At 62.6% G+C, this 26,015-nt stretch carries 27 protein-coding genes, 1 tRNA gene and 1 pseudogene; 9 read left to right on the top strand and 20 right to left on the bottom strand.

The features are described 5' to 3' along the window. Positions 1 to 115 precede the first annotated feature (115 nt). From cydX to rpoH, 5 genes are all read right to left on the bottom strand, one after another. Entirely contained in the window at positions 116 to 232 is a 117-nt protein-coding gene (gene cydX / locus P0D89_RS06965; RefSeq protein WP_149668505.1) for a cytochrome bd-I oxidase subunit CydX, read from the bottom strand. A gap of 28 nt (positions 233 to 260) precedes the next feature. Next, positions 261 to 1,397 carry a cytochrome d ubiquinol oxidase subunit II gene (cydB, locus tag P0D89_RS06960; protein ID WP_408376267.1) on the bottom strand — a complete coding sequence of 379 codons (1,137 nt, stop codon included), beginning with the start codon at positions 1,395 to 1,397 and terminating at the stop codon, positions 261 to 263. Positions 1,398 to 1,431: 34 nt separating this feature from the next. Continuing rightward, positions 1,432 to 3,027 carry a cytochrome ubiquinol oxidase subunit I gene (locus P0D89_RS06955; protein WP_408376266.1) on the bottom strand — a complete coding sequence of 532 codons (1,596 nt, stop codon included), beginning with the start codon at positions 3,025 to 3,027 and terminating at the stop codon, positions 1,432 to 1,434. After that, positions 3,017 to 3,277: a cytochrome oxidase putative small subunit CydP gene (cydP, locus tag P0D89_RS06950; RefSeq protein WP_408376265.1), complete on the bottom strand. Its 261-nt coding sequence runs from the start codon at positions 3,275 to 3,277 to the stop codon at positions 3,017 to 3,019. Before cydP ends, P0D89_RS06955 begins: the two co-directional genes overlap by 11 nt. Positions 3,278 to 3,613: 336 nt before the next feature. Further along, positions 3,614 to 4,549, bottom strand: coding sequence for an RNA polymerase sigma factor RpoH (rpoH, locus tag P0D89_RS06945; protein ID WP_408354166.1), 936 nt, complete (start codon positions 4,547 to 4,549; stop codon positions 3,614 to 3,616). A gap of 361 nt (positions 4,550 to 4,910) precedes the next feature. Here rpoH and P0D89_RS06940 point away from each other — a divergent pair, with 361 nt between their 5' ends. Beyond that, the gene (locus tag P0D89_RS06940; protein ID WP_408376264.1) at positions 4,911 to 5,474 is read left to right on the top strand and encodes an acyloxyacyl hydrolase; all 564 of its coding nucleotides are present in this window, start codon (positions 4,911 to 4,913) and stop codon (positions 5,472 to 5,474) included. A gap of 43 nt (positions 5,475 to 5,517) precedes the next feature. After that, the gene (locus P0D89_RS06935) at positions 5,518 to 5,901 is read left to right on the top strand and encodes a nuclear transport factor 2 family protein (protein ID WP_408354160.1); all 384 of its coding nucleotides are present in this window, start codon (positions 5,518 to 5,520) and stop codon (positions 5,899 to 5,901) included. Positions 5,902 to 6,130: 229 nt separating this feature from the next. Here the strand turns inward: P0D89_RS06935 and P0D89_RS06930 are convergent. Continuing rightward, positions 6,131 to 7,111: pseudogene (locus P0D89_RS06930) on the bottom strand (2-isopropylmalate synthase); the annotation flags it as partial. A gap of 519 nt (positions 7,112 to 7,630) precedes the next feature. Further along, positions 7,631 to 8,608 carry a DNA-binding protein YbiB gene (ybiB, locus tag P0D89_RS06925; protein ID WP_408376263.1) on the bottom strand — a complete coding sequence of 326 codons (978 nt, stop codon included), beginning with the start codon at positions 8,606 to 8,608 and terminating at the stop codon, positions 7,631 to 7,633. A 240-nt stretch (positions 8,609 to 8,848) separates the two neighbouring features. Here ybiB and P0D89_RS06920 point away from each other — a divergent pair, with 240 nt between their 5' ends. Continuing rightward, on the top strand, positions 8,849 to 9,547 hold the full coding sequence (locus tag P0D89_RS06920) for a fumarylacetoacetate hydrolase family protein (protein ID WP_408376262.1): 699 nt from the start codon (positions 8,849 to 8,851) through the stop codon (positions 9,545 to 9,547). A 29-nt stretch (positions 9,548 to 9,576) separates the two neighbouring features. Beyond that, positions 9,577 to 10,221 carry a maleylacetoacetate isomerase gene (gene maiA, locus P0D89_RS06915; protein WP_408376261.1) on the top strand — a complete coding sequence of 215 codons (645 nt, stop codon included), beginning with the start codon at positions 9,577 to 9,579 and terminating at the stop codon, positions 10,219 to 10,221. A 91-nt stretch (positions 10,222 to 10,312) separates the two neighbouring features. On the opposite strand, the gene ftsY is transcribed toward maiA, so the two are convergent. Beyond that, positions 10,313 to 11,485 (bottom strand): signal recognition particle-docking protein FtsY, encoded by a 1,173-nt coding sequence (gene ftsY, locus P0D89_RS06910; protein WP_408354149.1) that lies wholly within the window; start codon positions 11,483 to 11,485, stop codon positions 10,313 to 10,315. A gap of 241 nt (positions 11,486 to 11,726) precedes the next feature. On the opposite strand from ftsY, the gene rsmD reads away from it, so the two are divergent. The 3 genes from rsmD to P0D89_RS06895 all read left to right on the top strand — a co-directional run bounded on the left by rsmD (position 11,727) and on the right by P0D89_RS06895 (position 13,291). Next, complete coding sequence (rsmD, locus tag P0D89_RS06905; protein WP_408376260.1) at positions 11,727 to 12,341, top strand: 16S rRNA (guanine(966)-N(2))-methyltransferase RsmD; 615 nt, start codon at positions 11,727 to 11,729, stop codon at positions 12,339 to 12,341. Positions 12,342 to 12,453: 112 nt separating this feature from the next. Further along, positions 12,454 to 12,969, top strand: a complete 516-nt coding sequence (gene coaD, locus P0D89_RS06900) for a pantetheine-phosphate adenylyltransferase (protein WP_408354143.1) — start codon at positions 12,454 to 12,456, stop codon at positions 12,967 to 12,969. Between the two features lie 64 nt (positions 12,970 to 13,033). Continuing rightward, on the top strand, positions 13,034 to 13,291 hold the full coding sequence (locus P0D89_RS06895) for a YfhL family 4Fe-4S dicluster ferredoxin (protein ID WP_408376259.1): 258 nt from the start codon (positions 13,034 to 13,036) through the stop codon (positions 13,289 to 13,291). Positions 13,292 to 13,373: 82 nt separating this feature from the next. Here the strand turns inward: P0D89_RS06895 and hisC are convergent, their stop codons facing one another. The 8 genes from hisC to P0D89_RS06855 form a co-directional block, all read right to left on the bottom strand. After that, entirely contained in the window at positions 13,374 to 14,453 is a 1,080-nt protein-coding gene (hisC, locus tag P0D89_RS06890; protein ID WP_408376258.1) for a histidinol-phosphate transaminase, read from the bottom strand. A 60-nt stretch (positions 14,454 to 14,513) separates the two neighbouring features. Beyond that, positions 14,514 to 15,116, bottom strand: coding sequence for an aminoacyl-tRNA hydrolase (pth, locus tag P0D89_RS06885; protein ID WP_408376257.1), 603 nt, complete (start codon positions 15,114 to 15,116; stop codon positions 14,514 to 14,516). Positions 15,117 to 15,267: 151 nt separating this feature from the next. Further along, positions 15,268 to 15,885: a 50S ribosomal protein L25/general stress protein Ctc gene (locus P0D89_RS06880; protein ID WP_408376256.1), complete on the bottom strand. Its 618-nt coding sequence runs from the start codon at positions 15,883 to 15,885 to the stop codon at positions 15,268 to 15,270. Between the two features lie 164 nt (positions 15,886 to 16,049). Then, positions 16,050 to 17,006, bottom strand: a complete 957-nt coding sequence (locus P0D89_RS06875; RefSeq protein ID WP_006048037.1) for a ribose-phosphate pyrophosphokinase — start codon at positions 17,004 to 17,006, stop codon at positions 16,050 to 16,052. A gap of 47 nt (positions 17,007 to 17,053) precedes the next feature. Further along, a tRNA-Gln gene (locus P0D89_RS06870) sits at positions 17,054 to 17,130 on the bottom strand. Between the two features lie 55 nt (positions 17,131 to 17,185). Then, on the bottom strand, positions 17,186 to 18,067 hold the full coding sequence (ispE, locus tag P0D89_RS06865) for a 4-(cytidine 5'-diphospho)-2-C-methyl-D-erythritol kinase (protein WP_408376255.1): 882 nt from the start codon (positions 18,065 to 18,067) through the stop codon (positions 17,186 to 17,188). A gap of 73 nt (positions 18,068 to 18,140) precedes the next feature. After that, positions 18,141 to 18,773 (bottom strand): lipoprotein insertase outer membrane protein LolB, encoded by a 633-nt coding sequence (lolB, locus tag P0D89_RS06860; protein WP_408354128.1) that lies wholly within the window; start codon positions 18,771 to 18,773, stop codon positions 18,141 to 18,143. After that, positions 18,773 to 20,614, bottom strand: coding sequence for a tetratricopeptide repeat protein (locus P0D89_RS06855; protein ID WP_408376254.1), 1,842 nt, complete (start codon positions 20,612 to 20,614; stop codon positions 18,773 to 18,775). Before P0D89_RS06855 ends, lolB begins: the two co-directional genes overlap by 1 nt. Before the next feature lie 87 nt (positions 20,615 to 20,701). On the opposite strand from P0D89_RS06855, the gene mutM reads away from it, so the two are divergent. Then, positions 20,702 to 21,532 carry a bifunctional DNA-formamidopyrimidine glycosylase/DNA-(apurinic or apyrimidinic site) lyase gene (gene mutM, locus P0D89_RS06850; RefSeq protein ID WP_408376253.1) on the top strand — a complete coding sequence of 277 codons (831 nt, stop codon included), beginning with the start codon at positions 20,702 to 20,704 and terminating at the stop codon, positions 21,530 to 21,532. An 11-nt stretch (positions 21,533 to 21,543) separates the two neighbouring features. Then, a complete protein-coding gene (mutY, locus tag P0D89_RS06845; RefSeq protein ID WP_408376252.1) occupies positions 21,544 to 22,683 on the top strand; it encodes an A/G-specific adenine glycosylase in 1,140 nt (379 codons plus the stop codon). A 38-nt stretch (positions 22,684 to 22,721) separates the two neighbouring features. Here mutY and P0D89_RS06840 read toward each other — a convergent pair whose 3' ends face one another. The 4 genes from P0D89_RS06840 to P0D89_RS06825 form a co-directional block, all read right to left on the bottom strand. Further along, positions 22,722 to 23,357 carry an LON peptidase substrate-binding domain-containing protein gene (locus P0D89_RS06840; protein WP_408376251.1) on the bottom strand — a complete coding sequence of 212 codons (636 nt, stop codon included), beginning with the start codon at positions 23,355 to 23,357 and terminating at the stop codon, positions 22,722 to 22,724. 39 nt (positions 23,358 to 23,396) lie between these two features. Next, positions 23,397 to 24,290 carry an RNase adapter RapZ gene (rapZ, locus tag P0D89_RS06835; RefSeq protein WP_408354112.1) on the bottom strand — a complete coding sequence of 298 codons (894 nt, stop codon included), beginning with the start codon at positions 24,288 to 24,290 and terminating at the stop codon, positions 23,397 to 23,399. A gap of 97 nt (positions 24,291 to 24,387) precedes the next feature. Continuing rightward, a complete protein-coding gene (gene hprK, locus P0D89_RS06830; protein ID WP_408354109.1) occupies positions 24,388 to 25,356 on the bottom strand; it encodes an HPr(Ser) kinase/phosphatase in 969 nt (322 codons plus the stop codon). A 112-nt stretch (positions 25,357 to 25,468) separates the two neighbouring features. Beyond that, positions 25,469 to 25,984, bottom strand: coding sequence for a PTS sugar transporter subunit IIA (locus P0D89_RS06825; protein ID WP_149668480.1), 516 nt, complete (start codon positions 25,982 to 25,984; stop codon positions 25,469 to 25,471). Positions 25,985 to 26,015: the final 31 nt, after the last annotated feature.

Raw genomic sequence — 26,015 nt, 5'->3', positions numbered from 1 at the left:
GGTAACGTGGCGATAAAAGCCGCCGCAATAAAAGCAGTGGCAATAGAAAAGCGGCACCTTGAATTTTCAAGGTGCCGCTTTTACGTTTACCGACACACAGCCGCCACATGCGGCATCAACGCGTCCTGGCCTTTGCCGTTTCCACCGGCCTGCGCGATTCCAGCCACATCACGTTGATGATGCCGAACGCCAACGCGACGCCGATCCCGAGCAGCCAACTGAAATACCACATCACAAACTCCTGTTAAACGTAGTGCCGATCAATACATCGAATGGTGATTTTCTTTGAGCGCCGCGGCGGTCACCTTGCCGCGCATCACGCGATACACCCAGCTCGTGTACAGCAGAATGAGCGGCAGGAAGATGATCACGGCGACCAGCATGATCTCCAGCGTCATGCGGCTCGACGTCGAATCCCACATGGTCAGGCTGCTGCGGCCGTCGAGCGACGACGGCATGATGAACGGAAACATCGAGAAGCCCGCCGTCAGAATCACGCCGATGATCATCAACCCGGTCGACAGAAACGCGCTCTTCTCGAAGCGCGAGCGCGCGAGCAACACGGCCAGCACGCCGCCGACGAGACCGGCCACAGGAGCGAGCACCATCCACGGATAGAGCGAGTAGTTGGTGAGCCACAGTCCGGGTGCGCCGATGACAGTCTTCAGCAACGGATTGGCGACCGCGTCGAGCGGCGGGCCGTCGACGATCTGATAGCCCCCGATCATCGTGGCGACCAGCGCGCCGCCCACGAGGAACAGCACCACGCCGGCCAGCGACGCAATGCGTAGCGCCAGCGACGCACGCTGGGCGATCACGCCATCCGTCTTCATCTTCACGAAGGCCGCGCCGTGCGCAGCCAGCATCGACACGCTGACGAGGCCGGACAACAGCGCGAACGGATTCAGCAGGCCGAAGAAGCCGCCGTGATACGTGACGCGCAAGTCGGTATCGAACGAGAACGGCACGCCTTGCAGCAGGTTGCCGAACGCGACGCCGAACACCAGCGCCGGCACGAAGCCGCCGACGAACAGTCCCCAGTCCCACGCCGTGCGCCAGCGTGGGTTCTCACGCTTGCCGCGATAGTCGAACCCGACCGGCCGGAAGAACAGAGCGAACAGCACCAGCAACATTGCGAAGTAGAAGCCCGAGAACGACGCCGCATACGCAAGCGGCCACGCGGCGAACATCGCGCCGGCCGCGGTGACGAGCCAGACCTGATTGCCTTCCCATGTCGCGCCGACCGTATTCACGACAATGCGCCGTTCGGCGTCCGTTTTCGCGATGAAGGGCAGCAGGATTGCTGCGCCCATGTCGAAGCCGTCGGTGAGCGCGAAGCCGATCAGCAGTACGCCGATCAGCACCCACCAGATCAATTTGAGGGTTGCGTAATCCATGATTATTTTTCCCTTGAAGCGCGGTGGCGGCGAATCAGGCGGCCGTGTTGGTCGGCAGCGGCTGATTCAGCGGCTGGTTTGTTTCATGGTGATAGCGGCCTGTGTGCAGCGACGAAGGGCCGAGCCGTGCGTACTTGAACATCAGCATGATCTCGATGATGAACAACACCGTGTAGAACAGCACGAAGCCGGCAATGCTCAGATACAGATCGCGGGTCGTCAAATTCGACGCGGCCAGGTTGGTCGGCAAAATGCCGGCGATACTCCACGGTTGACGACCCATTTCAGCGACGATCCAGCCGAACTCAGCCGCAATCCACGGCAACGGAATCGCCCACACGGTCCAGCGCAGGAACCAGCGGCGCTTGTCCAGCAGCAGCGTGCGTTGCGCGCAGAACCAGAACGCCAGCACGAAAGTGGCGAGGAAAAGTAGCCCGAGGCCGACCATCAGGCGGAAGGAAAAGAACAGCGGCAGGACCGGCGGAATTGTTCGTTCGGCTGCCTGAGCAATCTGATCCGGCGTGGCGTCGGTGACGTTCGCGGTGAACGGCTTGAGCAGCAGACCGTAGCCGAGAAATTCCTTGTGGGCTTCGAAGGCGGCTTTGGCTTCGTCGGTGGCGTCGCCTTGTTTCAGTTTTTGCAGCGCGGTGTAGGCCACCATGCCTTCCTTGATGCGGCCTTCGTTACGAGTAATCAGATCTCTCAGACCGACCACGGGTTCGTCGAGTGAACGCGTTGCAATGATGCCGAGCGCGTACGGCACGCGGATGGCGTAATCCGTGCGCTGTTCCTTCTGATTCGGAATACCGAATATCGTGAACGGCGCGGGTGCGGGCGCGGTTTCCCATTCTGATTCGATTGCAGCCAGCTTCACTTGCTGAACTTCGCCGGTGGTGTAACCCGATTCATCGCCGAGTATGATCACACACAACGTGGACGCCAGACCGAAACCAGCGGCAATCGCGAACGAACGTAGCGCGAACTCGGTGTCACGGCGCTTCAGCAGATACCACGACGACACGCCGAGCACGAACATCGCCGCCGTCACATAACCGGCCGACACGGTGTGCACGAACTTCACCTGCGCGACCGGATTGAACAGCACGGAAAAGATGCTGTCGAGCTCCATGCGCATGGTCTGGTAGTTGAAGACGGCGCCGACCGGGTTGTTCATCCAGCCGTTGGCCACCAGAATCCACAGCGCCGACAGGTTCGAGCCGAGCGCGACGAGAAACGTGACGATCAGGTGCTGCACTTTCGAGAGCCGGTTCCAGCCGAAGAAGAACAGACCGACGAAGGTCGACTCGAGGAAGAACGCCATCAGCCCTTCGACGGCGAGCGGCACGCCGAAGATGTCGCCGACGTAGTGTGAATAGTACGCCCAGTTGGTGCCGAACTGGAATTCCAGCGTGAGACCCGTGGCGACACCCATTGCAAAATTGATGCCGAACAACTTGCCCCAGAATTGGGTCATGTCCTTATAGATCTGTTTGCCCGTCATCACGTAGACGGACTCCATGATGACGAGCAACCACGCGAGGCCGAGGGTGAGCGGCACGAACAGAAAGTGATAGAGCGCCGTGATGGCGAACTGGAGGCGCGACAGTTCTACGACTTCGCTAACGGGCATGTTGATCACCTTGAGACGGATGCGAAGCAGGTGCGGACAGCAGCGCCTGCGAAACCTGTTCAGGCGGCAGCGACATATGCTCCGCTTGAGGATGATTGAAGAATGAGTATTTGAGCACTATCAGCAGTGCGAATTTGATGGCGAGGATGATGGCGATATCCCGCGCGAACGTTGGACCACGCACCCAGCTGGTAAACCGCCTCCGCCAGCGGGACCGGAGAGAGTTGTTGCGATTGAGGGCTATGGTCATGATCGGTCGAAAGCGACTTCACACCGGTTAGTCCGGCTGGATCCAGGCCGCTCGAGCGGTCTGGCGAGTGCATCCCGATTTTAGGAGCGGATCCTCGCGCGCATTGATCTGACAGTGCGGCATTGAGTCGCGAAACTCGCCGCGTTTATCCAGTATTGGTATCTAGCTTGTTATAGGTCAAGAAGTGCATGGAGGGCATGCATCTTCTCGAACGGAGGCGGGTGGCGCGAACGCGCGTGCGGGCGGGCGGATAAAAAAGCCCCGCCGTCTTGCGAGGGCGGGGCTTGGCGCTGGCTGGCGCGCCGGACGAACCGGCAGGTTGATGGCTTTCAGACCTTACGCATATTCCGTCAACGCGCCGCGCATCTTCTTCATTGCGCTCGCTTCGATTTGCCGGATACGTTCCGCGGACACGCCGAATTCGTCGGCCAGTTCGTGCAACGTCGAGCCGCCCGAACCGTCGTCTTCCACCTTCAGCCAGCGTGCCTCGATGATGCGGCGGCTGCGGGCGTCGAGTGCGTCCAGCGCATTGGCGATACCGTCGCTTTGCAGCCGGTCGCGCTGACGCGAAGCCAGCACGGCGGTCGGCTCGCTATGCGAGTCGGCCAGATAGGCGATCGGCGCGTACGACTCTTCGCCGTCCTCGACCTGGCCTTCCAGCGCGATGTCGCCGCCGGACAAGCGTGTTTCCATTTCAGCGACTTCTTCGCGCTTCACGTTCAGCTCTTTGGCGAGACCTTCGATCTCGTCCGGCGTGAACGCGCCCAGCCCTTGCTTGTGGCTGCGCAGGTTGAAGAACAGCTTGCGCTGCGCCTTGGTGGTGGCGACTTTCACCATCCGCCAGTTGCGCAGGATGTATTCGTGGATCTCGGCTTTGATCCAGTGCATTGCATACGACACGAGGCGCACGTTCTGCGCCGGATCGAAGCGCTTCACGGCCTTCATCAGGCCGATGTTGCCTTCCTGGATCAGGTCGGCGTGCGGCAGTCCATAACCCAGATAGTTGCGCGCGATCGACACGACCAGCCGCAGGTGCGACAGGACGAGACGGCGCGCGGACTCAAGATTGTCCTGCTCGCGAAATTCGGTGGCGAACTGGCGTTCTTCCGCCGGCGTCAGCATCGGAATCCGATTAACGGCCTGGATGTAGGCGTCGATATTGCCCAGTTGACCGGGCAGCAGCGAGGAATGCGAGAGCGCCAGTGCACCTGCCGAAGCGGCCTTAGCCGACGACGGGCTCAAAGTACTCGGAAGGGTCATTGCATGGCTCACGTAGGAAACTCCTTTGGAATCAGACAAAAGCGTATTCAGTAAACGACTCCAGCGATGGATGTTAGCACTCTGATTTGCTGAGTGCTAATACTTAGAGCCCATAGGGGCATCTAGGTTCCTTAAATCCTATTGAAATTCAACTCTTGATAGCCATCATACGCCGGTAGCGGCGGCTTTGCTTAGTGCGCAGAAACTACTCGGTACCGCGCATTAACTCTTATAAATGACCGATTTTTTCCAGATTTAAAGTGATTAATTGCAGAAATAATCGATTCTTCATACAATTTATCAACCGGATTGTATTTAGAATAAGCAAAACAGTTATCCGCCATTAGAACGTTCGTCGAATTCGGGTGTTTAGATGAACAACGAAAAGAATGTTTGGCGTGGTCTGGCTCTAAAAGGCGTGGTGACGGTCCTGTCGTGTGCGGCTTGCGAAGCGGCGTCGGCCGACCAGTTCGGCGTGCAGGTGGCCGCCGGAGCGGGCGATCGCCATATCAAAAAAGTCGATCTCGGCGTGGCTTGGGACCCCAATCTCGCCTGGTGGCAAATCGGTGACTGGCATTTTTCGCTGATCGGCGAAGCGCACGTGGCCTGGTGGCACACCAACGAAGGCGACGTGCACAACGACATCGGCGAAATCGGTGCGACGCCGGTGATCCGCTTCATCAAGGGATCTGGATCGCTGCGGCCCTTCATGGAACTCGGCGCGGGCATCCGCCTGCTGACGAGCCCGCGCATTTCTTCCACCTTCACCCTCGGCACCGCGCTCCAGTTCGTCGAAATGGCCGGCGTAGGCGTGCAGTTCGGCAGCCGTCAGCAATATCTGGCCGGCTACCGCTTCCAGCATATTTCCAACGGCGGTATCAAAGAGCCCAATCCTGGTATAAATTTCAGCCAGCTATATTTGCAATATAACTTCTGACAGCCGTGGCCATGTTCGGCTCACCGGTGCGAGGGGCTGAGCAATGCTGGCAAAGATGATCGAAGCGATCCGCGGGCTTGAGCGAGAGCGCTTTCGTGCGATGGTCGACGGCGACGGACAATCGCTCGACACGCTGCTCGCGGACAACGTGAGCTATGTCCACACGAACGGCAAACGTGAGACGAAGCGACAGTTCATCGACGGGATTACCGGCGGGCGCCGCCGCTACAGGCAGATCGAGGTGCAGTCGCAGGACGTGTTGCCCGTGGGACGCGAGACGTGTGTCGTCACCGGTCGCGCGCTGATCGAAATGGAAGCGAATAACGGCGCGCTGCTGTTTCCGATTGCTTATACGGCGATTCACGCGCAGGAGGACGGGCAATGGCGCCTGATCGCGTGGCAGGCCACGCGGTGCGCGCTCGAGTGAGCCTTGTGAGCCCATGTTGTCTTGCCGGTCGTGCCTTGTGAGCACGCCGGCGGCATCAGAGCGCGGGGTGTGCGCTCTCTCTCGCTGAACAAACTCAGGCGGCGACGCGCTGCCCCTGTCCTTCGGTGTAGCCGGGACGATCCGCTGTGCTGGTTGTGGCCGCTGCGGCGTCCCGAGCCTCGGCGCCGTCCAGACCATGAACCGGATCGGTCGCGCGCATCGCCTCATAGCCCGCATACGGGTGCCGCGGATGCACCGGAAGCCGGTTACAGCGCTCGACCACGCGCCGGACCCCCGCAATATCCGAGAAGTCGAGGCCGATATCGACGCCCTGCGCCTCCAGATTCAACGCGAGCGTGACGAGATCCAGATTGCCGGTACGCTCCCCATTGCCGAACAGGCATCCTTCGACGCGGTCCGCGCCCGCCAGCAGCGCCAGTTCCGCCGCGGCCACCGCGGTGCCGCGATCGTTATGCGGATGCACCGACAGCACGATGCTGTCGCGATAGCCGAGATTGCGGTCCATCCATTCGATCTGGTCGGCGAATACGTTCGGCGTCGCCGCCTCGACGCTCGCCGGCAGGTTCACGATCATCTTGTGGTCGCGCGTGGGCCGCCACGTCTGCGCGACGGCATCGCACACCTCGCGGGCGAACGGCAGCTCGGTCGTGTTGAAGGTTTCGGGCGAGTACTGGAAGGTCCAATGCGTGCCGGGCCGCGCCTCTGCATGTTCCTTGATGATGCGCGTGCCGTTCACGGCCAGCGTCTTGATCTCGGCCTTCGACTGGTTGAAGACGATCCGCCGGAACGACGGGCAAATCGCGTTGTACAGGTGCACGATTGCGCGCGGCGCGCCGTCGAGTGCGTCGAACGTGCGCGCGATCAGCTCCTCGCGCGACGGCACGAAGACCTCGATGGTCACGTCGTCGGGAATGCGCTTTTCCTCGATCAGCTTGCGCATGAAGTCGAAGTCGGTTTGCGACGCCGACGGAAAACCGACTTCGATTTCATTGAAGCCGATCGCGACCAGCATCTCGAAGAATGCGAGTTTCTGCGCGGCGTTCATCGGCTCGATCAGGGCCTGGTTGCCGTCGCCCAGATCGGTGCTCATCCAGACCGGCGCATCATTGATCGTGCGGCTCGGCCATTTGCGGCCGGTGAGACGCACGGCGGGGAAGGGGCGATATTTTTCAGCGGGATTGCGCAGCATGATGTGCCTTGTTCGTTGTGTCGTATGCGAAAGGGGGTGGCATCGAGCGGTTGGCGGACTGCCACGGATGCACGGTCCGCCAGCCGGTGGCTAGCGGCAACAACGAACGGGCGCGAACGAACAGCGTCATGACGACGAAAACGAACGTGGATGATGCCCATGCAACGTGCATTTGACCCTCGCGCTTCGTCCGCACGGTAAACGGACGAATGCAAACGACTACTGATTGTGGAGAACTACTCAAGGGGTGAAACGGAAACTGCGGAACTGCTCGGAGGACCGCTCGACGGCAACAGGGGTTGCCAGCGCGCGGCGCTACGCCTGACTTACGCTAGGCGTAGCAATAGAGGCCGCGTTAGGCGGCCGAAGGTAATTCGGAGGGTGTTCGGAAGGGAACGCATGGGGCTAAATGTATGACGGTATGAAGCGGCGTGTCAACCCACGGCCGCCGCTTCGTGCGCGATGAGTGTCGCCGCGGCAGTGTCGCGGCGGCTCATGCAGCGGCTCACGCAGCGCGCGTCACACCGGTATTTTCGCGACGTCCGCGATCAGTTCCACCTGCCGTTCAAGCGCGCTCGGCACGGGTGCTTCGCCACGCAGCACGGCGTCGATCCACGCGGCCGTGGTCGCAGCGTCGCGCGCGTCGGGCAGGTCGACTTCCGGCGCATCCGGCGACGAGCGCTGGTGTGGCACGCGCGTTTCGCACACGCCGTCATGCAGCCAGTCCACCTGCACCTGACGCCGCGTATCGGCCACCGCTTCCCCTTCGGTACCGCGCGCGAGCAGGGCGCCGCCCACGGCCGCGTCCGGATGGCTGTTGAACAGCTGCGTCAGACTGTCGCGATACGGCGGATGCGTGTAGTTCACGAGCCGCAGCCCGGCGGGCGCGAACGGCTGCAGGATCTTGACGAGCGTATGCGTCGAATTGCGCACGCCCATCCGTCGGCGCAGCGCGAGAAGGCGCGCGAGCTTCGGCGCAAGCACGTGGATCGGTGCGAACGCGAGGCGACGCTCGGCGAGGCCGTCTTCGATATCCGCGTGCGATTGCGCGTGCGGAATCTTCATATGCGTGAAAATTTCGGCGCTCGTCACGCGGCCCGGATCTTCGGTGACGCCGTGCAGCAGCACCGGCACGCCTTCGCGCGCCAGCAGCAACGCGAGCAGCGGCACCAGGTTCGGCTGCTTGCGCGCGCCGTTGTAGGTGGGGATCGACACGGGCCGGAACGCGCCATGCGGCAAATGGATCGGCTCGAACGACACATGCGCGGCGGCCAGCATCGCGGCGAGTTCGTCGGCGGTCTCGCCCTTTACGCGATAGGCGAGCAGCACCGCGCCGAGTTCGAGTTCGCCCACGCGGCCGTCGAGCATGGCGGTGTAGAGCGCGCGCGTATCGTCGGCGGTCAGCGCGCGCGCGCCATGCGGGCCGCGGCCGATTTCCTTGATGAAACGGGCGCAGGGGAAAGGGATGTCGGTGGCGGTGTCGGCGGAGTCGGTCATCGGGCGTATTGGGGCGAGGTGGCTTGCCGCGACAGGCGGCTCGCCACGGTATTCGGGGGACGCTATTCGATGTGAGTATCGCATCTATGGCGATCCGGCGAGACAGCGGGCGAGACGGCGCGCCCGCAGCGCCCGCATTTGCGTGCGCGTGCCGGAGTCCGACGCAGCTTGTCTGGCTGCGCGTTACACTCGATGTTTTATCGTCGCGACGGCGGCACAAATCAAACAACGGAGAACCGGATGAGTTACGTATTTGCACCGGCACCGCAGGCAGCGGTGCCGGTTGTCGGGTCCAGCGAGCAGTTCGCGGTGCGTCGTATCTACTGCGTGGGGCGCAACTACGAGGCGCACGCACGCGAGATGGGTCACGATCCCGACCGCGAGCCGCCGTTCTTCTTCACCAAGCCGGCCGATGCGGTGCTGTGCGTCGCGCCCGGCGCGACCGGCGAATTCCCGTATCCGTCGCAGTCGAAAAACGTCCACTTCGAAATGGAACTGGTGGCCGCGATCGGCAAGGCCGGCAAGAACATTCCGGCGGAAAGCGCGCTCGACCACGTGTACGGCTACGCGCTCGGTCTCGACATGACACGCCGCGACCTGCAGTCCGAAGCGAAGAAGATGGGGCGTCCGTGGGATACCGCGAAGGGCTTTGATCACTCGGCGCCGCTCGGCCCGATTCATCCGGCGGCGACGGTCGGCCATGTCGGCAAGGGCGCGATCTGGTTGTCGGTGAACGGCGAGGAAAAGCAGCGCTCGGACGTGTCGCAACTGATCTGGTCGGTGGCCGAGACGATCGCGTATCTGTCGACGCTGTTCGAATTGCAGCCCGGCGATTTGATTTTCACCGGCACGCCCGAAGGGGTCGGCGCGGTGGTGCAGGGCGATCTGATGAAGGGTGGCGTGGACGGACTCGGCGAGTTCAGCGTGCGCGTCGTCTGATGGGCGGTGGGTCGGAGGAGACAGACAACATGAGGCTCTACAGCTATTTCCGGAGCTCGGCGTCCTATCGCGTACGCATTGCGCTGAACGTGAAGAATCTGCCATATGACTACGTCCCGGTGCACCTCGTGCGCGGCGGCGGCGAGCAGTTGAAGCCCGAATATCGCAAGGTCAACCTGGACGGCATCGTGCCGACGCTGGTTGACGGCCACGAGGTGATGCCGCAGTCGCTTGCGATCATCGAGTATCTGGAGGAGACGCATCCGGAGCCGCCGTTGCTGCCCAAGGCGCCGGCCGCGCGCGCGTACGTGCGGGCGGTGGCGATGCAGGTCGCGTGCGAGATTCATCCGCTGAACAATCTGCGCGTGCTGAAGTATCTGAAGCACACGCTGTGTGTCGACGACGACGCGAAGGACGCCTGGTATCGGCATTGGGTCGAAGCGGGCTTCGCGACGCTCGAAGCCCGTCTGGCAGGCGATGCGCGCACCGGCAAGCTGTGTTTTGGCGACACGCCGACGCTCGCCGATGCGTGCCTGATTCCGCAGGTATTCAACGCGCAGCGCTTCAAGGTCGACACGGCGAAGTTTCCGACGATCCAGGGCATCTACGATCACGCGATGCAGATCGACGCGTTTGCGCGCGCGGCGCCGGGCGTGCAGCCTGACGCCGAATGATGGGCCGTTGGCTTGACGGTCGCAAATGAAAAAAGGGCACTCCTCGGAGTGCCCTTTTTACTCGGCTCGCTAGCGAATGTTGCGCCCGCGTTCAACCGCCCAGCAACGCGTCCGAAAACTCTTCCGCGCTGAACGGCTGCAAATCCTCGACCTTCTCGCCCACACCGATGAAGTACACCGGAATCGGACGCTGCCGTGCGATCGCGGCGAGAATGCCGCCCTTCGCGGTGCCGTCGAGCTTGGTGACGATCAGGCCGGTGAGGCCGAGGGCGTCGTCGAAAGATTTCACTTGCGCGAGCGCGTTCTGGCCGGTGTTCGCGTCGATCACCAGTAGCACCTCGTGCGGTGCGCCGTCGTGCGCCTTGCCAATCACGCGCTTTACCTTGCGCAGTTCTTCCATCAGATGCAGTTGGGTCGGCAGACGGCCGGCCGTGTCCGCCATCATCACGTCGATCTTGCGCGCGCGCGCGGCGCCGACCGCGTCGAAGATCACCGCCGCCGGGTCGCCGCTTTCCTGCGACACCACGGTCACGTTGTTACGTTGGCCCCAGATCGCCAACTGCTCGCGCGCGGCGGCGCGGAACGTGTCGCCCGCGGCCAGCAGCACCGATTGATCGAAACTTTGCAGATGCTTGGCGAGCTTGCCGATGCTGGTGGTCTTGCCCGCGCCGTTGACGCCCGCGATCATCATCACGAGCGGCTGCGCGCGGCCCAGCATCAGCGATTTTTCGAGCGGCTTGAGCAGATCGACCAGCAGCGTGCGCAGCGCGCCCTTGACCTGTTGGGGATCGGTGAGGCGCTCGCTGCGCACTTTTTCGCGCAGCGATTCGAGCAGGAATTCGGTGGCCTCGACGCCTGCATCCGACATCAGCAACGCGGTTTCGAGTTCTTCGTACAGATCCTCGTCGATCTTCGTGCCGACGAAAATGCCGGTCAGGTTCGAACTCGTCTTCGACAGGCCGGTCTTCAGGCGCGTCAGCCACGAGCGCTTGGCGCTGGCGTCCTGCAGGGGCGGCGGGACGATCTCGACGGTTTCGAACGCGGATTCCGCCGGCTCGGGCTGCGGTTCGATCGCGGACGGGGTGGCCGGTGGCGTGTCGACGCTGACCGGAGCCGGCGGCGCGATTGGTGCAGCGGGCGCTACAGGTGCAATAGGCGCCTGTGCAACGGCTTCGGCCGCCGCGCCTTCCGGCGCCGCCTGCGATTCGTCTTGCGCGGTATCGGACTCTTTCGAACCCTTGAATCGTTTGAAAAAGCTGAACATGATCTGGCGTGGTGAGAGCGCGCGCCGATGCGCGCGGCCGGTACGGGACCGGCGGGAGCGGCAGGCAGCGTTGCGGTGCGGGATGCAAGGCGCTGGAAGCCGCACATTTTATCAGGCGCGCCGCCGCCCGTCGTATCGGCCGATCGGCCAGGCTGGACGCGCGCCGCCCCTGTGGTAACGTTGGCGCTCCGGCCCGCATGGTTCGACATAGCGGGCGCTTTGATAACGTCACTGAAACCGCATGCCTCGTTCCGCACCTTCACGCGCCCATGGCGCTTCGTCCAAAGGCGGCAAGCCGCACGCCATCCGTATCATCGGTGGCGACTGGAAGCGCACGCCCTTGCCCGTGCTCGATCTCGACGGCCTGCGCCCTACGCCAGACCGCGTGCGCGAAACGCTGTTCAACTGGCTCGGCCAGCGCCTGGACGGCCAGCGCTGCCTGGACCTGTTCGCCGGCAGCGGCGCGCTCGGCTTCGAGGCCGCGTCGCGCGGCGCGGCGCGGGTGCTGATGGTGGAGCGTAATGCGCGAGCCGCCGGACAGTTGCGCGTGAATCAGGAACGGCTGGCTGCGCGCACGATCGAAATCGCTGAGGCGGACGGTTTGCGTCTTGCCGCGAGTCTGGCGCCCGGCTCGTTCGACGTGGTGTTCCTCGATCCGCCGTTCGACGGCGACCTGCTCGGCAAGGCGCTCGCGCTGACCGTGCCGCTCGTCAGCGCGGAAGGTTTTCTGTACGTGGAGGCTGGCGAAGCGCTCGAACTCGAAGGGAACGACACGCTCGCGGGCTGGGAAATCGTGCGGCAGGGGAAAGCGGGTGCTGTCCACTTTCATTTGCTGCAGCGCGAAAATGAGGAATAATGCGCGTTCCAAAACAAGCGCCGGGCGGTTCGCCGTCACGCGCGCGGTCGGTGCCAAATGCGTCGCGTGGACGCTTTGACGTGCCCCTTTGTCTGAAGAGAGGAGAAGTCTCATGGTAGTCGCCGTGTACCCGGGCACGTTCGACCCGCTGACGCGCGGTCACGAAGACCTCGTTCGGCGCGCGTCGAGTATTTTCGACACGCTGGTGGTGGGCGTTGCCGACAGCCGCAACAAGAAGCCATTTTTCACGCTGGAAGAGCGCCTCGACATCGCTCATGAGGTGCTCGGGCACTACCCCAATGTCCAGGTGATGAGCTTCAAGGGCCTGCTAAAAGATTTCGTGCGCACCAATAATGCGCGGGTCATCGTGCGCGGCCTGCGCGCCGTGTCGGACTTCGAATACGAGTTCCAGATGGCGGGCATGAACCGCTACCTGCTGCCCGACGTCGAAACGATGTTCATGACGCCGTCCGACCAGTACCAGTTCATCTCGGGCACGATCGTGCGCGAAATCGCGCAACTGGGCGGCGATGTCAGCAAGTTCGTGTTCCCGTCAGTTGAAAAATGGCTGCACGAGAAGGTCGCCGCGCTGGATCCGAACGGCGACGCTTCGGCGGCGCAGCCGTAACCGGCGTAAACTGTCGGTTTGACGGATCAAAAGCCGGCCGCGCCCGGCATGAAGTGAGAGAAGTATGGCCTTGATGATTACCGACGAGTGCATCAATTGCGACGTGTGCGAGCCCGAGTGCCCGAACGACGCAATCTCGATGGGCCCGGATATCTACGTAATCGACCCGAAGAAATGCACCGAGTGCGTCGGACATTTCGACGAGCCGCAATGCATTCAGGTGTGTCCGGTCGAGTGCATCCCGCGCGACCCGGAACATATGGAAACGCCCGATGGCTTGATGGCGAAGTACCACGCGTTGCAGGCTGCCAAGGGCGCGTGAGATTAGATAGGTGAATGAAAAAAACGGCGAGGCCTTGGCCTCGCCGTTTTTTTCAGCGGCAGGACTTGACGTTGTGCGATTGCTATCCGACGTAAGCGCTGAAGATGTCGCGCAGCGCGTCCAGCAGAAGGTCGCATTCGGCGTCGGTGCCCACCGAGATTCGCAGATGCTGGTCGATTCGCGGCGCCTTGAAGTGACGCACGAAAATCTCCTTTTCCCTGAGCCGCAATACGAGCGTGGCCGCGTCGTAACCTTTATGGCGCGCGAACAGCAGATTGGCCGCCGACGGCACCACTTCGAAGCCAAGCCCCGTCAGTTCCGCGGCCAGCCGCTCGCGGCTCGCGATCACCTTCGCGCAATTGTCGCGAAACCATGCGTCGTCCTGGTATGCGGCGATGGCGGCCACTTGCGCGAGGCGGTCGAGCGGATAGGAGTTGAAGCTGTCCTTTACGCGGTTCAGCGCATCGATCAGCATCGGATTGCCGAATGCGAAACCGACACGCATGCCGGCCAGCGAGCGCGACTTCGACACCGTCTGAACCACCAGCAGATTCGGATAACGGTCGATCAGCGCAATCGCCGATTCAGCGCCGAAGTCCACGTAGGCCTCGTCGATCACGACCACCGATTCGGCATTGTTCGCCACCAGGCGCTCGATCTGGGCGAGCGGCAGCGGCCGGCCGGTCGGCGCGTTCGGGTTCGGGAACAGCACGCCGCCGTTTGGCGTGGCGTAATCGTCGACATGGATCGCGAAGCTGTCGTCGAGCGGGATCGTCCGATAGTCGACTTCGAAAAGCCGCGCGTAGGTCGGGTAGAAGCTGTACGTGATGTCCGGGAACAGCAGCGGCTTGTCGTGCTTCAGCAGTGCCTGGAACGTGAGCGCCAGCACTTCGTCCGAGCCGTTTCCCGCGAACACCTGGTCGGCGCGGATGCCGTGATAAGCGGCAACCGTCTCGCGCAGCTTGAGCGCAGTCGGATCGGGATAGCGCCGCAGCGACTCGCCGGCCTCGCCCAGTTCGCGGTGGATCGCGTCGAGCACGCGCGGCGACGGCGGATACGGATTCTCGTTGGTGTTCAGCTTCACCGGATGCGCGACCATGGGTTGCTCGCCCGGCACATACGGCGTCAGACGGTGAACGATGTCACTCCAATAGCGGCTCAAGCGATTCTCCTGTCGGTGGCGAAAGGGATACAGCAGCGATACATGAGCGAGCGGCGCAGCTCAGGGGTTGCGATGCAATTGCATCATCGCGCGCTCCAACTCGCCGCTGATGATTTTCGGCATCACAGCGAGCGCGCGCTCGACCGATGCGTCGATCACTTCCTGCTCTTCGCGCCGTGGCGGCTTGAGCACGTAACTAGCGACGTCCGGCTTCGCACCGGCGCGCGCGCTTTCGGGAATCAGATCGCGCGGATGGCCGATGCCGATCCGCAACCGCCAATACTGTTGCGACGACAGATGCGCCGTGATGTCCTTCAACCCGTTATGACCGCCGCTGCCGCCACCAAGCTTCAGCTTGACGCTGCCTGGCGGCATGTCGAGTTCGTCATGCGCGACCAGAATCTCGTCGGGAAGAATCTTGAAGAATTGCGCCAGCGCCACGACCGATTGCCCGGAGCGGTTCATGTACGTTTGCGGTTCCAGCAGATGCACTTCCTCGCCGTGCAGTCGCGCTTTCGCGTAAAAACCGTGGAAGCGCCGCTCGTCGCGCAGCGTGGTGCCCGCTTCGCGCGCCAGTTGATCGACCAGCCAGAAGCCGGCATTGTGGCGCGTCGCGGTGTATTCGGCGCCCGGATTGCCGAGCCCGACGATCAGCTTGATCATGATTGCGTAGGTCCATCTGGCCAGGGAGTCGAACTCGGCCTGGCCGAAAAAAACCGAAAAAAAACCCGCCGGGGCGAACCTCGGCGGGTCACATCGACCGTTTCATTGAAAACGGATCGAGAGGATTGCTTGCTCGGAACCCGAAAGGTTCTTAAGCAGCCGGCGTTTCGCCTTCAGCAGCAGCTGCGTCGCCTTCAGCGATTGCGCCAGCCGGGATCGTTGCAGCTGCGACCACCGGGTTTTCTGCTTCGACGTGAGCAACCAGCGACACACCTGCCGGCAGCTTGATGTCTTTAGCGTGAACCGATTGACCCGCTTCGATCGTCGCCAGGTCGACTTCGATGAATTCCGGCAGTGCCGACGGCAGGCACTCGATTTCCAGTTCATTGACGACGTGCGAGATCACCGCGCTCGACAGCTTCACTGCCGGGTTGCTTTCCTGGTTCATGAAGTGCAGCGGCACCTTGGTGTGCAGCTTCTTCTTCGCGTCGACGCGCTGGAAGTCCACGTGCAGCACGAGCTGACGGAACGGGTGGTATTGCACGTCGCGCAGCAGAACCTGTTGCGACTTGCCTGCCACTTCCAGGTCGAGAATCGACGAGTGGAAAACTTCTTTCTTCAGCGCGTGCCACAGCGCGTTGTGGTCCAGTTCGACCAATTGCGTTTCAGCACCAGCGCCATATACGATGCCCGGGGTCTTGCCCGAGTTACGCAGGCGGCGGCTCGCACCCGTACCTTGCAAAGAACGCTCGAAAGCGACTACTTTCATGTTGAATCTCCAATGCACTGCCCGCGACCAGGCAGTAAAAACGGGGCCTCCAAGCCGTTACGGCTGAGGCCCCAGAGCTGCGGCACGAACCTTCGTTCGTTCATGCCGATTGTGCAAAAGCGCAGCGTGCCGCAGGAAGCGATACGCTGCGCCTTCGCAAATACTTAACTTTCAGCGAACAGCGACATCACCGAATCGCCGCGGCGGATGCGCGAGAACGTTTCGGCAAGCAGGCCGGCGCTGGTCAACGAACGGATCTTTGCGCACGAGCGGGCTTCTTCGCCGAGCGGGATCGTGTCCGTGACAACGAGTTCGTCGAGTGCGGAAGCGGCGATACGCTCGCCCGCGCCGCCCGACAGAACCGGGTGGGTAGCGTAAGCGAACACCTGCTTCGCACCGCGTTCCTTCAAAACTTGTGCTGCCTTGCAGAGCGTGCCGGCGGTGTCGACCATGTCGTCCATAATCACGCAGGTACGGCCTTCGACTTCACCGATGATGTTCATCACTTCGGCGACGTTCGCCTTCGGGCGACGCTTGTCGATGATTGCGAGATCGCAATTGAGCTGCTTCGCCAAGGCCCGGGCCCGCACTACGCCGCCGACGTCCGGCGAAACGACCAGCAGGTTCTCGTAGTTCTGCTTGCGCAGATCGCCGAGCAGCACGGGCGTAGCGTAGATGTTGTCAACCGGGATGTCGAAGAAGCCTTGAATCTGGTCGGCGTGCAGATCCATCGTGATGATCCGCTCGACCCCGGCGATTTCCAGCATGTTCGCTACGATCTTCGCCGAGATGGCGACGCGCGCGGAACGCGGGCGACGATCTTGACGGGCATAACCGAAGTAGGGGATGGCGGCGGTGATCCGGCCAGCGGATGCGCGCTTGAGCGCATCGACCATGATCATCAGTTCCATCAAGTTGTCGTTCGCCGGTGCGCACGTGGATTGCAGGACGAAGACATCCTTGCCACGCACGTTTTCCTGAATCTCGACCTGGATTTCACCGTCCGAGAAACGGCTAACCATTGCTTTGCCGAGGGGAATACCGAGGATTTTGACGACTTCCTGTGCAAGCGCGGGATTCGCGTTGCCAGTAAAAACCATCAGGCCGTCATGGCTGCTCATCATGCACCTGCTTCAGGCTGGGGGGCGAGGGGAAATGCGAGAATTTTTGGCAGGGGAGAAAGGATTCGAACCTTTGCATGCCGGAATCAAAATCCGGTGCCTTAACCAGCTTGGCGACTCCCCTACACTAACTCTGAGCTCCGCCGAACGTGGAGTTTCGTTCGGCGATGCAAAACAACTTATGACGCGAAAGTAAAGAGTGGATGCTGATCCAGACCGGCGGCCACTGCGCTGTTCCATTCGCCTGGCAGCTTGGCTTGCACCGCTTCTGCTTCAGCTTTGCTACGGAACGCTGCAAAGACACTTGCACCTGATCCAGACATCCGCGCCGGCGCGATATTTTCAAACCATCGCAGCACTTGCGCTACTTCCGCGTACTTCCCTACGACAACCTGCTGCATGTCATTCCGGCCAAAACTTTCCGGCCATTCAGTATTGCAGCTAAGTTCTGCAGGAAAGTCCGTGATTATGAGGGGCTTTGAATCTCTTGTCAACGCTTTTTCGGAAAAAATCGCTGCAGTCGGAACCAGCACCCTCGGTGTCACCACTAGGAAGTGGCGCGGCGGCAATTGTACAACGTCTAATGATTCTCCGACACCCTGTGCGAACGCATTTTTTCCGAAAACAAAAAACGGCACGTCGGCACCGAGCTTCAATGCCAATGCCTGCAATTCCAGACGCGGCAAGTTGAGGTTCCACAAGCGGTTCAGCGCCAGCAGCGTCGTCGCCGCATCGGAACTGCCGCCGCCGAGGCCACCGCCCATCGGCAGACGCTTCTCTATTTCAATCTCGACGCCTTCGGGCGAGCCCGTATGCGTCTTGAGCAGCGTCGCGGCGCGCACGGTGAGGTCGTGTTCCGGCGGCACGTCGGCGATCTCGGTGCTGCGCGTGATGAGTCCGTCGCCGCGTCGCTTGAAGTGCAGAGTGTCGCCCCAGTCGAGCAACTGGAAGACCGTTTGCAGCGTGTGATAACCATCCGGCCGGCGGCCGGTGATATGCAGGAAGAGGTTGAGTTTCGCTGGCGCGAGGCAATCGCGCAGCGAATCGGTCGTTTCAATCATGAGTCGAGGCTACATGCGCCAAAGCGGCGCCAAAGAAGCGGCAAAGTTGCGTCAACCGACGCGGCGACGCGGGTCACTGATCCAGCACGAGCTTGATGTCGAGCGGAGGCTCCGAGCGGCTGAGGTTGACGCGCTTCACCCCGGTGGCGGGTGCGTCGGCATATGCAAGATAGTCGATCGTCCAGCCGTCCTGCGTGATCTGCTTCAGACGCGACGGTTGCTCCGGATCCTTCTCAGTCCTGGCGCGCGACGTAGGGGCCGGCGAGGGCTGCAGCCAGTAACGCAGCCCTTCGACCGGCAACGCGAAACCGAGCGCGTTCTGCATCAGCGTGGACACGTTGTCCGCGGTGAGCGGCTGACGGTTCGGCAACTCGAGCGTGGCCGAAGCCGGCGACGACGTCACGATAGCCAGAGTCTGGCCGAGCGGGTTGCGCAACTGCAAGGTCACGGTGTCGCCCGTTTCCTGCCACGAGAAGTTACCGTATGCGTTGCGTTGCTGGCCATTCTGGTCGTTGTACTGGACGGCGAAGCGGCCCTGATAAGAACGGCTCGTCTGCGCGGTGACCGCAGTCGCGGCATTCGACGTGGACGGCCCCTGCGGTTTCACCGACGCACAGCCGGCCAGTGCGACAACCGCTGCCGCTGCGAAGCCGAGCGCCGCGCCGCGCGGCACCCGGGGAAAGAAAATCAAACGGGAAAGACGCATCAAAGATCGTTTACCTGAAGACGTTGCAGCGTTTTGACGAGCGTGTCGTTGTCCGGCTCCAGCTTGCGCGCATCGCGGAACGCGGCGCGAGCCTGATCGTGGTCGCCGCTTTTCCACAGCACTTCGCCGAGGTGCGCGCCGATTTCAGCGTTAGGCTGAAGGTCGTAGGCCTTGCGCAGCAGCCTGATCGCGTCCGACGTGTCGCCCATCCGGTATTTGACCCAGCCGACGCTGTCCATGATGAACGCGTCGTTCGGCGCCAGCGACGACGCCTTCTCGACCAGCTTGTCCGCTTCCGACAGGCGCTGATTGCGATCGGCCAGCGAATAGCCGAGCGCGTTGTACGCCTGCGGATTGTCCGGCTGCGTCTGGATCAGCTTGCGCAACTGAGCTTCCATTACGTCGTAATGACCGTTCTTTTCGGCGGCCATTGCGTAGTCGTAGGTGAGGTCCGGGTCGTCGGGGAAGGCCGCGGTGGCTTGTTGCAGGCGTGCTTCCGCTTCCGGGTAGCGCTTCGCGTCGAACAGGATCGCGGCGTCGGTGCGGGCGAGCAACGCGAGGTCGTGCGGGTCGGACACCTGCAGGCTGGCCAGCAGCTTGCGCGCGTCATCGGTCTTGCCTTGCTTCGCGAGCAGTTGCGCGCGCGTGATCTGCGCCGGCATATATTGCTGGCTCGACGGCGCAATCTTGTTCAGCCAGTCGTTCGCCGCCGCCTCGTTCTTCTGTTCGAGCGACAGCTGCGCAAGGTAGATGTAGGCTTGGCCGGCATCGGCGCCCGGCGTTTTTTCGGCCAGCTGCGCATACTGGATCAGATAGGCTTGCGCGTCGTTGAAATTCTTCTGCTGGATCTTGATCAGCGCGAGCGCCATGAGTGGCGTCAGGTCGTTCGCATTGGCCTTGTGCATGATCTCGAACTGCTTTTGCGCGTCGTCCAGGCGATCGCTGGCGAGGTACATCTGCGCGAGCGCGAGGCGCGCGTCATGCGACTTCGGGTTCTGCTGCACGTATTTTTCGAGCGACGCGATGCCTTCCTTGCGCTCTTCGGGACCCATCTGCGACAACAGCAGCGCCGCAGGCAGATAGTCCGGCTTCAGCGTCAGCGCCTGTTCGAGCGACTTGCGCGCGCCCGGCGCGTCGTCCGACAGCAACTGCTGGCGCGCGATGGCCAGTTGAGCTTCCGGCCGGTTCATATCGTTCTTGAGCAGATCCTGCAGCACGTGCAAGCCGCCGATCCGGTTCGGGCCGCGCGAAAGCAGCAGTTGCAGCGCGAGAATCGCGCTGCCGCGATTCTCCGCCGGCACCTTCGCGAGTTCGCGGGCGAGAATCGGCCCGGCTTCGTCGGGTTTGCCCGACAGCACGAGCAGCGACGCGTCGATTTGCGCGGCGCGCTCCGAGTCCGGCGCATACTGCTGCCACAACTGCGCGGCAGTCAACGCGTCCGACGGGCTTTGGGCGGCCAACGCGATTTCGGTGGCGCGCTGCGCCATGCGCGGGTCGTGCGTGTCGCGCGCGAGGGCGAGGTAGGTCTGATAGGCGGGCGCCGGCTGGTCGCGTTGCAGCGCGACTTCGGCAGCGAGCACCTGAAATACGATCTGGCTCGACAATGGCACGCTGGGCAGTGACTTCTGGTCTTCCGCCGATGCCGGGCCCAAGGCGTCCGGCGTCGTGACCGAGCTGTCATCCCGATCCGGTGACGGATCCTGCGCGTGCGCGGGCACGGCGGCCAGCGCCCAGACGGCGAGCGCGGCTGCGCCCAACATCCGGCGAGCGAACACGGCATGCGGCACGCGGGACGCGCGAGCCGGGCGCTTCGAAAACAGCTTCACGAAGGACAAGTTCATGGAAATCCGTTCAATGTTTCGGACGATTGTAACGCGCTCGCTACAATACGCGCACAACCACTTACGCAAGTTGCAGACCAGTTAGAAATGCCAGAGTTGCCAGAAGTTGAGGTTACCCGACGGGGAATCGAACCGTATGTGTCCGGCCGCAAGGTTGAACGCGTTGAGGTGCGCACGCCCGCGCTGCGCTGGCCGATTCCGGCGGACCTTGCAAAAACCTTGCGTGGCCAGGTGGTGCGCAAAGTCGAGCGGCGCGGCAAGTATCTGCTGTTCGAAATCGAGGCGGGCTGGTTCATCGTGCATCTTGGCATGACTGGGACGTTGCGGGTGCTGCGGCACGTGCCTTATCCGCCGGCCGCGGCGAAACACGACCACGTCGACTGGATCTTCGACGAATTCATTCTGCGCTATCGCGATCCGCGGCGCTTCGGCGCGGTGCTATGGCATCCGCGCGAAGCCGGCGACATCCTCGAGCATCCGCTGCTCGCGGGGCTCGGTGTCGAGCCGTTCTCGCCCGCGTTCTCCGGCGCGCTCATGCATCGGCTCACGCGCGGGCGCAAAGTGTCGGTGAAGCAGGCGCTGCTGGCCGGTGAAATCGTCGTTGGCGTGGGCAATATCTATGCGTCGGAGAGTCTGTTTCGCGCTGGCATCCGGCCGACCACCGCGGCCGGTCGCGTCTCGCTGGTGCGTTACGAATTGCTGGCGGACGCGGTGCGCGTGACGCTCGCCGCCGCGATCGAGAAGGGCGGCAGCACGCTGCGCGATTTCGTCGGCAGCGACGGGGAAAGCGGTTACTTCCAGCTCGACTATTTCGTCTATGATCGCGCGGGCCTGCCATGCCGCGTGTGTGGAACGCCGATCAAACAGATCGTGCAGGGGCAGCGTTCCACCTATTTCTGTCCCACCTGCCAGCGCTAGAACTTCATTCAATGCCTTCTCGCTTAACCCCGGGTGCCGCTTCGCGCGCCACTGCGTCCACCGCGTCCAAAGCGGCTGCGTTTCCCGTGATGCCGGATTTTTCCACGCGCCTGATCGCGTGGCAGCGCCGGCACGGGCGTCATGATCTGCCGTGGCAGAACACGCGCGATCCGTATCGCATCTGGCTGTCGGAGATCATGTTGCAGCAGACCCAGGTGTCGACAGTGATTCCGTACTACGCGAAATTTCTGGCGCGTTTTCCGGATGTCGCCGCGCTCGCCGACGCGCCTTCCGACGACGTGATGGCGTTGTGGGCCGGCCTCGGTTACTACACCCGCGCGCGCAATCTGCACCGCTGCGCGCAAGTCGTGGTCGAGCAGCATGGCGGCGCGTTTCCGGCGTCGGTCGAGCAGCTCGCGGAGTTGCCTGGCATTGGCCGCTCGACGGCGGCGGCCATTGCGTCGTTCGCCTTTGGCGCGCGCGCGACGATTCTCGACGGCAACGTGAAGCGCGTACTCGCGCGCGTATTCGGGGTCGAAGGTTTTCCGGGCGAGAAGAAGGTCGAAAATGCGATGTGGACGCTGGCGGAATCGTTGCTGCCGTCGAATGCATCGGACGAAGAGGTCAGCTCGTACACGCAAGGTTTGATGGACCTCGGCGCGACCCTCTGCGTGCGTGGCAAGCCGGACTGTCTGCGTTGCCCGTTCGCCGCCGACTGCGTGGCCAATGTCACCGGACGTCAGCGCGAATTGCCGACGGCACGTCCGAAGAAAGCCGTGCCGACGCGCCGCACATGGATGCTGGTGCTGCGCGACGGCAATGCGGTGATGCTGGAGAAGCGTCCGCCGTCAGGTATCTGGGGCGGCTTGTGGAGCCTGCCCGAAGCCGCCGATGAGGCCGCGCTCGCCGAGCGCGCCCGCGCCTTCGGCGGCGACGGCGCGGTTTCGCCGCTCGCGCCGCTCACGCATGTGTTCACGCATTTCAAGCTGGATATCGAGCCGCGGCTCGCGGAACTGGATCGGGGCGTGGGCGCATTGGCAGCACTTGGCGATGCGGAGACCGCGTGGGTCGCGCTCAGCGATCTCGATTCGTTCGGGGTGCCCGCGCCGGTGCGCAAACTGCTGGACGGTTTGCAGGGTTCGTTGATCTAACGAAGGCAACCGGCTGGTCCGCTCGACGCGCAGCCGGGTTATAAGAGTTGATGCTGCTGCATATAGTGATGAACCACATCGATCCGCGCGCCGGCGTCCCGCAGCTCCATCAGCTTCTGGCGCGCCCGCAATGCGATCGGCAGCACTTCGGCAAGACGGTTCGACACCCATGACGGATCTTCGAGCCTGAATGGCTCCGCGAACGGCAAGCTGTCCGGGTCCCGTTCGCGGATCGTCGCGATGATCCGTTCGAGCACTTCCGCACACGCTCCGAATTTGGCCAGCAGCTCATTGCCTTCGAGCGGCATGTCGTCGCCGATCGGTTCCGCCATGCCGACTAGCAAACCGCTGTTTTCCACGCGATGCGACAGCAGGCGAAAGCGCCGTGTGCCGCGTGCGCGAATCAACAACATGCCGAAGGCTTCGACGTCGCATTCTTCGATTTCGGCGAGGCAGCCAATTGCTTCGGGCACCGAAGGCTCTTCTTCGCGCGCCACTTCCGCGCCGCTTTTCAGCATGCACACGCCGAACGGCGTTTTTTCGCGCAGACAGTCGCGCGCCATGTCGAGGTAGCGCGCTTCGAAGATTTTCAGCGGCAGCAGTCCATCGGGAAACAGCACCGTATGCAGCGGAAACAGCGGCACATCGGCGAGCACAGTAGAAGTAGTAGACATGGCGCAACGCTTCGGGTTAAGGCCGCGCGACGCGGCCGGTTAAGCCACTAGCTTTGATGATTCGCCGACGTCGACCGGCGCATCGCGATGCCGCACAATCACATTCGCCGACGCTGCGAGACGCGCGGCAAGCGTCTCCGCAATGAACACCGAGCGGTGCTGGCCGCCCGTGCAACCGATCGCGACGGTCAGATAACTACGATTGTCCTCGCGGAAGTGCGGCAGCCATTTGGAGAGAAACTTCTCGATGTCGTCGATCATTTCATGCACGACCGGCAGCGCGTCGAGAAAATCCATCACCGGTTTGTCGAGGCCGGTGAGCGGCCTCAATTCATGATCGTAGTATGGGTTCGGCAGCGTGCGCACGTCGAAAACGAAATCCGCGTCGAGCGGCACGCCGCGCTTGAAGCCGAACGACTCGAACATCAGCACGAGTCCCGCCTCTTTCTGCTCGATGAAGCGTTTGACCCATGCGCGCAGCACGTTCGCGCGCAGATTGCTGGTGTCGATCTGATGGCCGAACTCGGCCAGACCCGCCACGAGTTCGCGCTCGCGCTCGATTGCTTCCGCGAGCGAGGTGAGCAGGCCCACGTCCGCGTCGTGCGCGGGGGAGCCGGAGAGGGGATGGCGGCGGCGCGTTTCGGAGAAGCGCTGGATCAGCGACTGCGTGCTGGCGCTCAGGAACAGCACGCGCACGTCGTGAGCGCGCGACAGATCGCGGATCATCGCGGGCATTTCGTCGAGGGACGCGCTGGAGCGCGCGTCGATCGCGACTGCGAGGCGATCTTGTCCGTCGTCGGCGAGATAGGCGGCGAGTTGCGGCAGAAAGCGCGGCGGCAGATTGTCGACGCAGTAATAGCCCGCGTCTTCGAGTGCGTTCAGGGCAACTGACTTGCCGGAGCCGGATATACCAGTGATCAGAATTATGCGCATGGAGTCATCGAAACCGTACATTTCATCATAGCATCTGGTCCCCATGCGCGTACCCGCGGCCAGCCCTCAGTTGCGGATGCTGCACGGTATTGCTGCTTCAGATCAGCTTGCCTGGAAACTGACTGTCGGGGTCTTGCATCGCGAGGCGCTGGCGGTCCATGAAATCGCGCAGCGTGTCGATGCCGCGCAGTTGCAGGATCGTGTTGCGCACCGCCGCTTCGACCAGTACCGCGAGGTTGCGGCCCGCGGCCACCTGAATCGTGACCTTGCTGATCGGCAGGCCGAGCACGTCGACGGTTTGACTCTCCAGCGGCAGCCGCTGGAATTCGCCGTCGGGACGGCGCACCAGTTGCACGATCAGTTTCAGCTTCATTTTCCGGCGCACGGCCGTTTCACCGAAAATCGTCTTGATGTCGAGCAGGCCGAGGCCGCGCACTTCGAGCAGGTTTTGCAGGAGCGGCGGGCAGCGTCCTTCGACGAAGTCCGGACCGAGGCGCACGAAGTCCACGGCGTCGTCGGCTACGAGGCCGTGACCGCGGCTGATGAGTTCCAGCCCGAGTTCGCTCTTGCCAAGGCCCGAGTCGCCGGTGAGCAGCACGCCCATGCCGAGGATGTCGAGAAACACGCCGTGCAGCGTGGCGCGCGGCGCGAGAATGCGCGACATGTACAGACGCAGGCTGTCGATCACCGCGGCGGCCGACATCGGCGTGGTGAACAGCGGCGTGGACGAACGCGTGCAGCGCAGCACCAGTTCCGGCGGCGCGGCCACGCCGCCCGCCACCACCAGAAACGGCGGCTCCAGTGCGATCAGCTCGGCCATGTTGCGCGAGCGGTCTTCGTCGGTCTGGCGTTTGTAGTAGTCGATTTCGGCGTCGCCGAGCACCTGGATCCGGTTCGGGTGGATCAGGTTCAAGTGGCCGACGAGGTCGGCGCTCGACGTGGCATTCGCGACCGATTCCGAAGAAAAGCCGCGTTCCCAGCCTTCATGCCCCGTCAGCCAGCTGAGTTTCAGCGCGGCGGCGTTGTCGTCGAAAATGCTTTGGGCGTTGATGCTGGACGTATCCATGAGTCAGTGACTCCAGTGTGGGCCGCTTGCCTGGCAAGGACGCGGACGCGCTAACACGGGCCGCGCGCGTTGCCGGGCGGTATTCGCATGCGGGCGGATAACCGCCGATGCATCAAGGTTGCCACTGAGTGAGCAGGCGATGCAACGATTCGCGGTCTTCTTCCGTGTGCAGGCGCTCGCGTGCTTCGCGGTCGGACAGCAACTGGGCGATTTCCGAAAGGATTTCGAGGTGCTGCTGGGTGGCCTGTTCGGGCACGAGCAGGAAGATCAGCAGCGAGACCGGCTGGCCGTCGGGCGACTCGAAGGGGATGGGTTCGGCAAGGCGGACGAACGCGGCGAGCGGCTGCTTCAGGCCTTTGATCCGACCGTGCGGAATCGCGACGCCTTCGCCAAGCCCCGTCGATCCGAGGCGCTCGCGCGCGAACAGATTGTCAGTGACTGTGCTACGGGCGATGCCGTTCTGGTTCTCGAAGATCAGGCCCGCTTGCTCGAACACACGCTTCTTGCTGGTGACCGATAGTCCGACGACGACGTTCTCGAGGGGAAGAAATTTGGCTAAACGATTCATGTTGACAGGCGAAAACGTGGCCTGGGTTCTCCTCGCTAGGGCGTTTGAGTGGCGTTCCATTCGTTCGATGCTCGCGAAGACGTGCGTTGGA

Origin of the sequence: Paraburkholderia sp. RL18-085-BIA-A (genome assembly GCF_046027075.1) — a bacterium.
Classification (GTDB): domain Bacteria; phylum Pseudomonadota; class Gammaproteobacteria; order Burkholderiales; family Burkholderiaceae; genus Paraburkholderia.
Note: the sequence above shows the minus strand (reverse complement) of the source record. Positions and strands in the feature narration are given on the sequence as shown.

Coding starts and splice junctions, on each gene's coding strand:
- cydX (WP_149668505.1), bottom strand. CDS start 232: ATGTGGTATTTCAGTTGGCTGCTCGGGATCGGCGTCGCGTTGGCGTTC.
- cydB (WP_408376267.1), bottom strand. CDS start 1,397: ATGGATTACGCAACCCTCAAATTGATCTGGTGGGTGCTGATCGGCGTA.
- P0D89_RS06955 (WP_408376266.1), bottom strand. CDS start 3,027: ATGCCCGTTAGCGAAGTCGTAGAACTGTCGCGCCTCCAGTTCGCCATC.
- cydP (WP_408376265.1), bottom strand. CDS start 3,277: ATGACCATAGCCCTCAATCGCAACAACTCTCTCCGGTCCCGCTGGCGG.
- P0D89_RS06940 (WP_408376264.1), top strand. CDS start 4,911: ATGAACAACGAAAAGAATGTTTGGCGTGGTCTGGCTCTAAAAGGCGTG.
- P0D89_RS06935 (WP_408354160.1), top strand. CDS start 5,518: ATGCTGGCAAAGATGATCGAAGCGATCCGCGGGCTTGAGCGAGAGCGC.
- ybiB (WP_408376263.1), bottom strand. CDS start 8,608: ATGACCGACTCCGCCGACACCGCCACCGACATCCCTTTCCCCTGCGCC.
- P0D89_RS06920 (WP_408376262.1), top strand. CDS start 8,849: ATGAGTTACGTATTTGCACCGGCACCGCAGGCAGCGGTGCCGGTTGTC.
- maiA (WP_408376261.1), top strand. CDS start 9,577: ATGAGGCTCTACAGCTATTTCCGGAGCTCGGCGTCCTATCGCGTACGC.
- ftsY (WP_408354149.1), bottom strand. CDS start 11,485: ATGTTCAGCTTTTTCAAACGATTCAAGGGTTCGAAAGAGTCCGATACC.
- rsmD (WP_408376260.1), top strand. CDS start 11,727: ATGCCTCGTTCCGCACCTTCACGCGCCCATGGCGCTTCGTCCAAAGGC.
- coaD (WP_408354143.1), top strand. CDS start 12,454: ATGGTAGTCGCCGTGTACCCGGGCACGTTCGACCCGCTGACGCGCGGT.
- P0D89_RS06895 (WP_408376259.1), top strand. CDS start 13,034: ATGGCCTTGATGATTACCGACGAGTGCATCAATTGCGACGTGTGCGAG.
- pth (WP_408376257.1), bottom strand. CDS start 15,116: ATGATCAAGCTGATCGTCGGGCTCGGCAATCCGGGCGCCGAATACACC.
- P0D89_RS06880 (WP_408376256.1), bottom strand. CDS start 15,885: ATGAAAGTAGTCGCTTTCGAGCGTTCTTTGCAAGGTACGGGTGCGAGC.
- P0D89_RS06875 (WP_006048037.1), bottom strand. CDS start 17,006: ATGAGCAGCCATGACGGCCTGATGGTTTTTACTGGCAACGCGAATCCC.
- ispE (WP_408376255.1), bottom strand. CDS start 18,067: ATGATTGAAACGACCGATTCGCTGCGCGATTGCCTCGCGCCAGCGAAA.
- lolB (WP_408354128.1), bottom strand. CDS start 18,773: ATGCGTCTTTCCCGTTTGATTTTCTTTCCCCGGGTGCCGCGCGGCGCG.
- P0D89_RS06855 (WP_408376254.1), bottom strand. CDS start 20,614: ATGAACTTGTCCTTCGTGAAGCTGTTTTCGAAGCGCCCGGCTCGCGCG.
- mutM (WP_408376253.1), top strand. CDS start 20,702: ATGCCAGAGTTGCCAGAAGTTGAGGTTACCCGACGGGGAATCGAACCG.
- mutY (WP_408376252.1), top strand. CDS start 21,544: ATGCCTTCTCGCTTAACCCCGGGTGCCGCTTCGCGCGCCACTGCGTCC.
- P0D89_RS06840 (WP_408376251.1), bottom strand. CDS start 23,357: ATGTCTACTACTTCTACTGTGCTCGCCGATGTGCCGCTGTTTCCGCTG.
- rapZ (WP_408354112.1), bottom strand. CDS start 24,290: ATGCGCATAATTCTGATCACTGGTATATCCGGCTCCGGCAAGTCAGTT.
- hprK (WP_408354109.1), bottom strand. CDS start 25,356: ATGGATACGTCCAGCATCAACGCCCAAAGCATTTTCGACGACAACGCC.
- P0D89_RS06825 (WP_149668480.1), bottom strand. CDS start 25,984: ATGGAACGCCACTCAAACGCCCTAGCGAGGAGAACCCAGGCCACGTTT.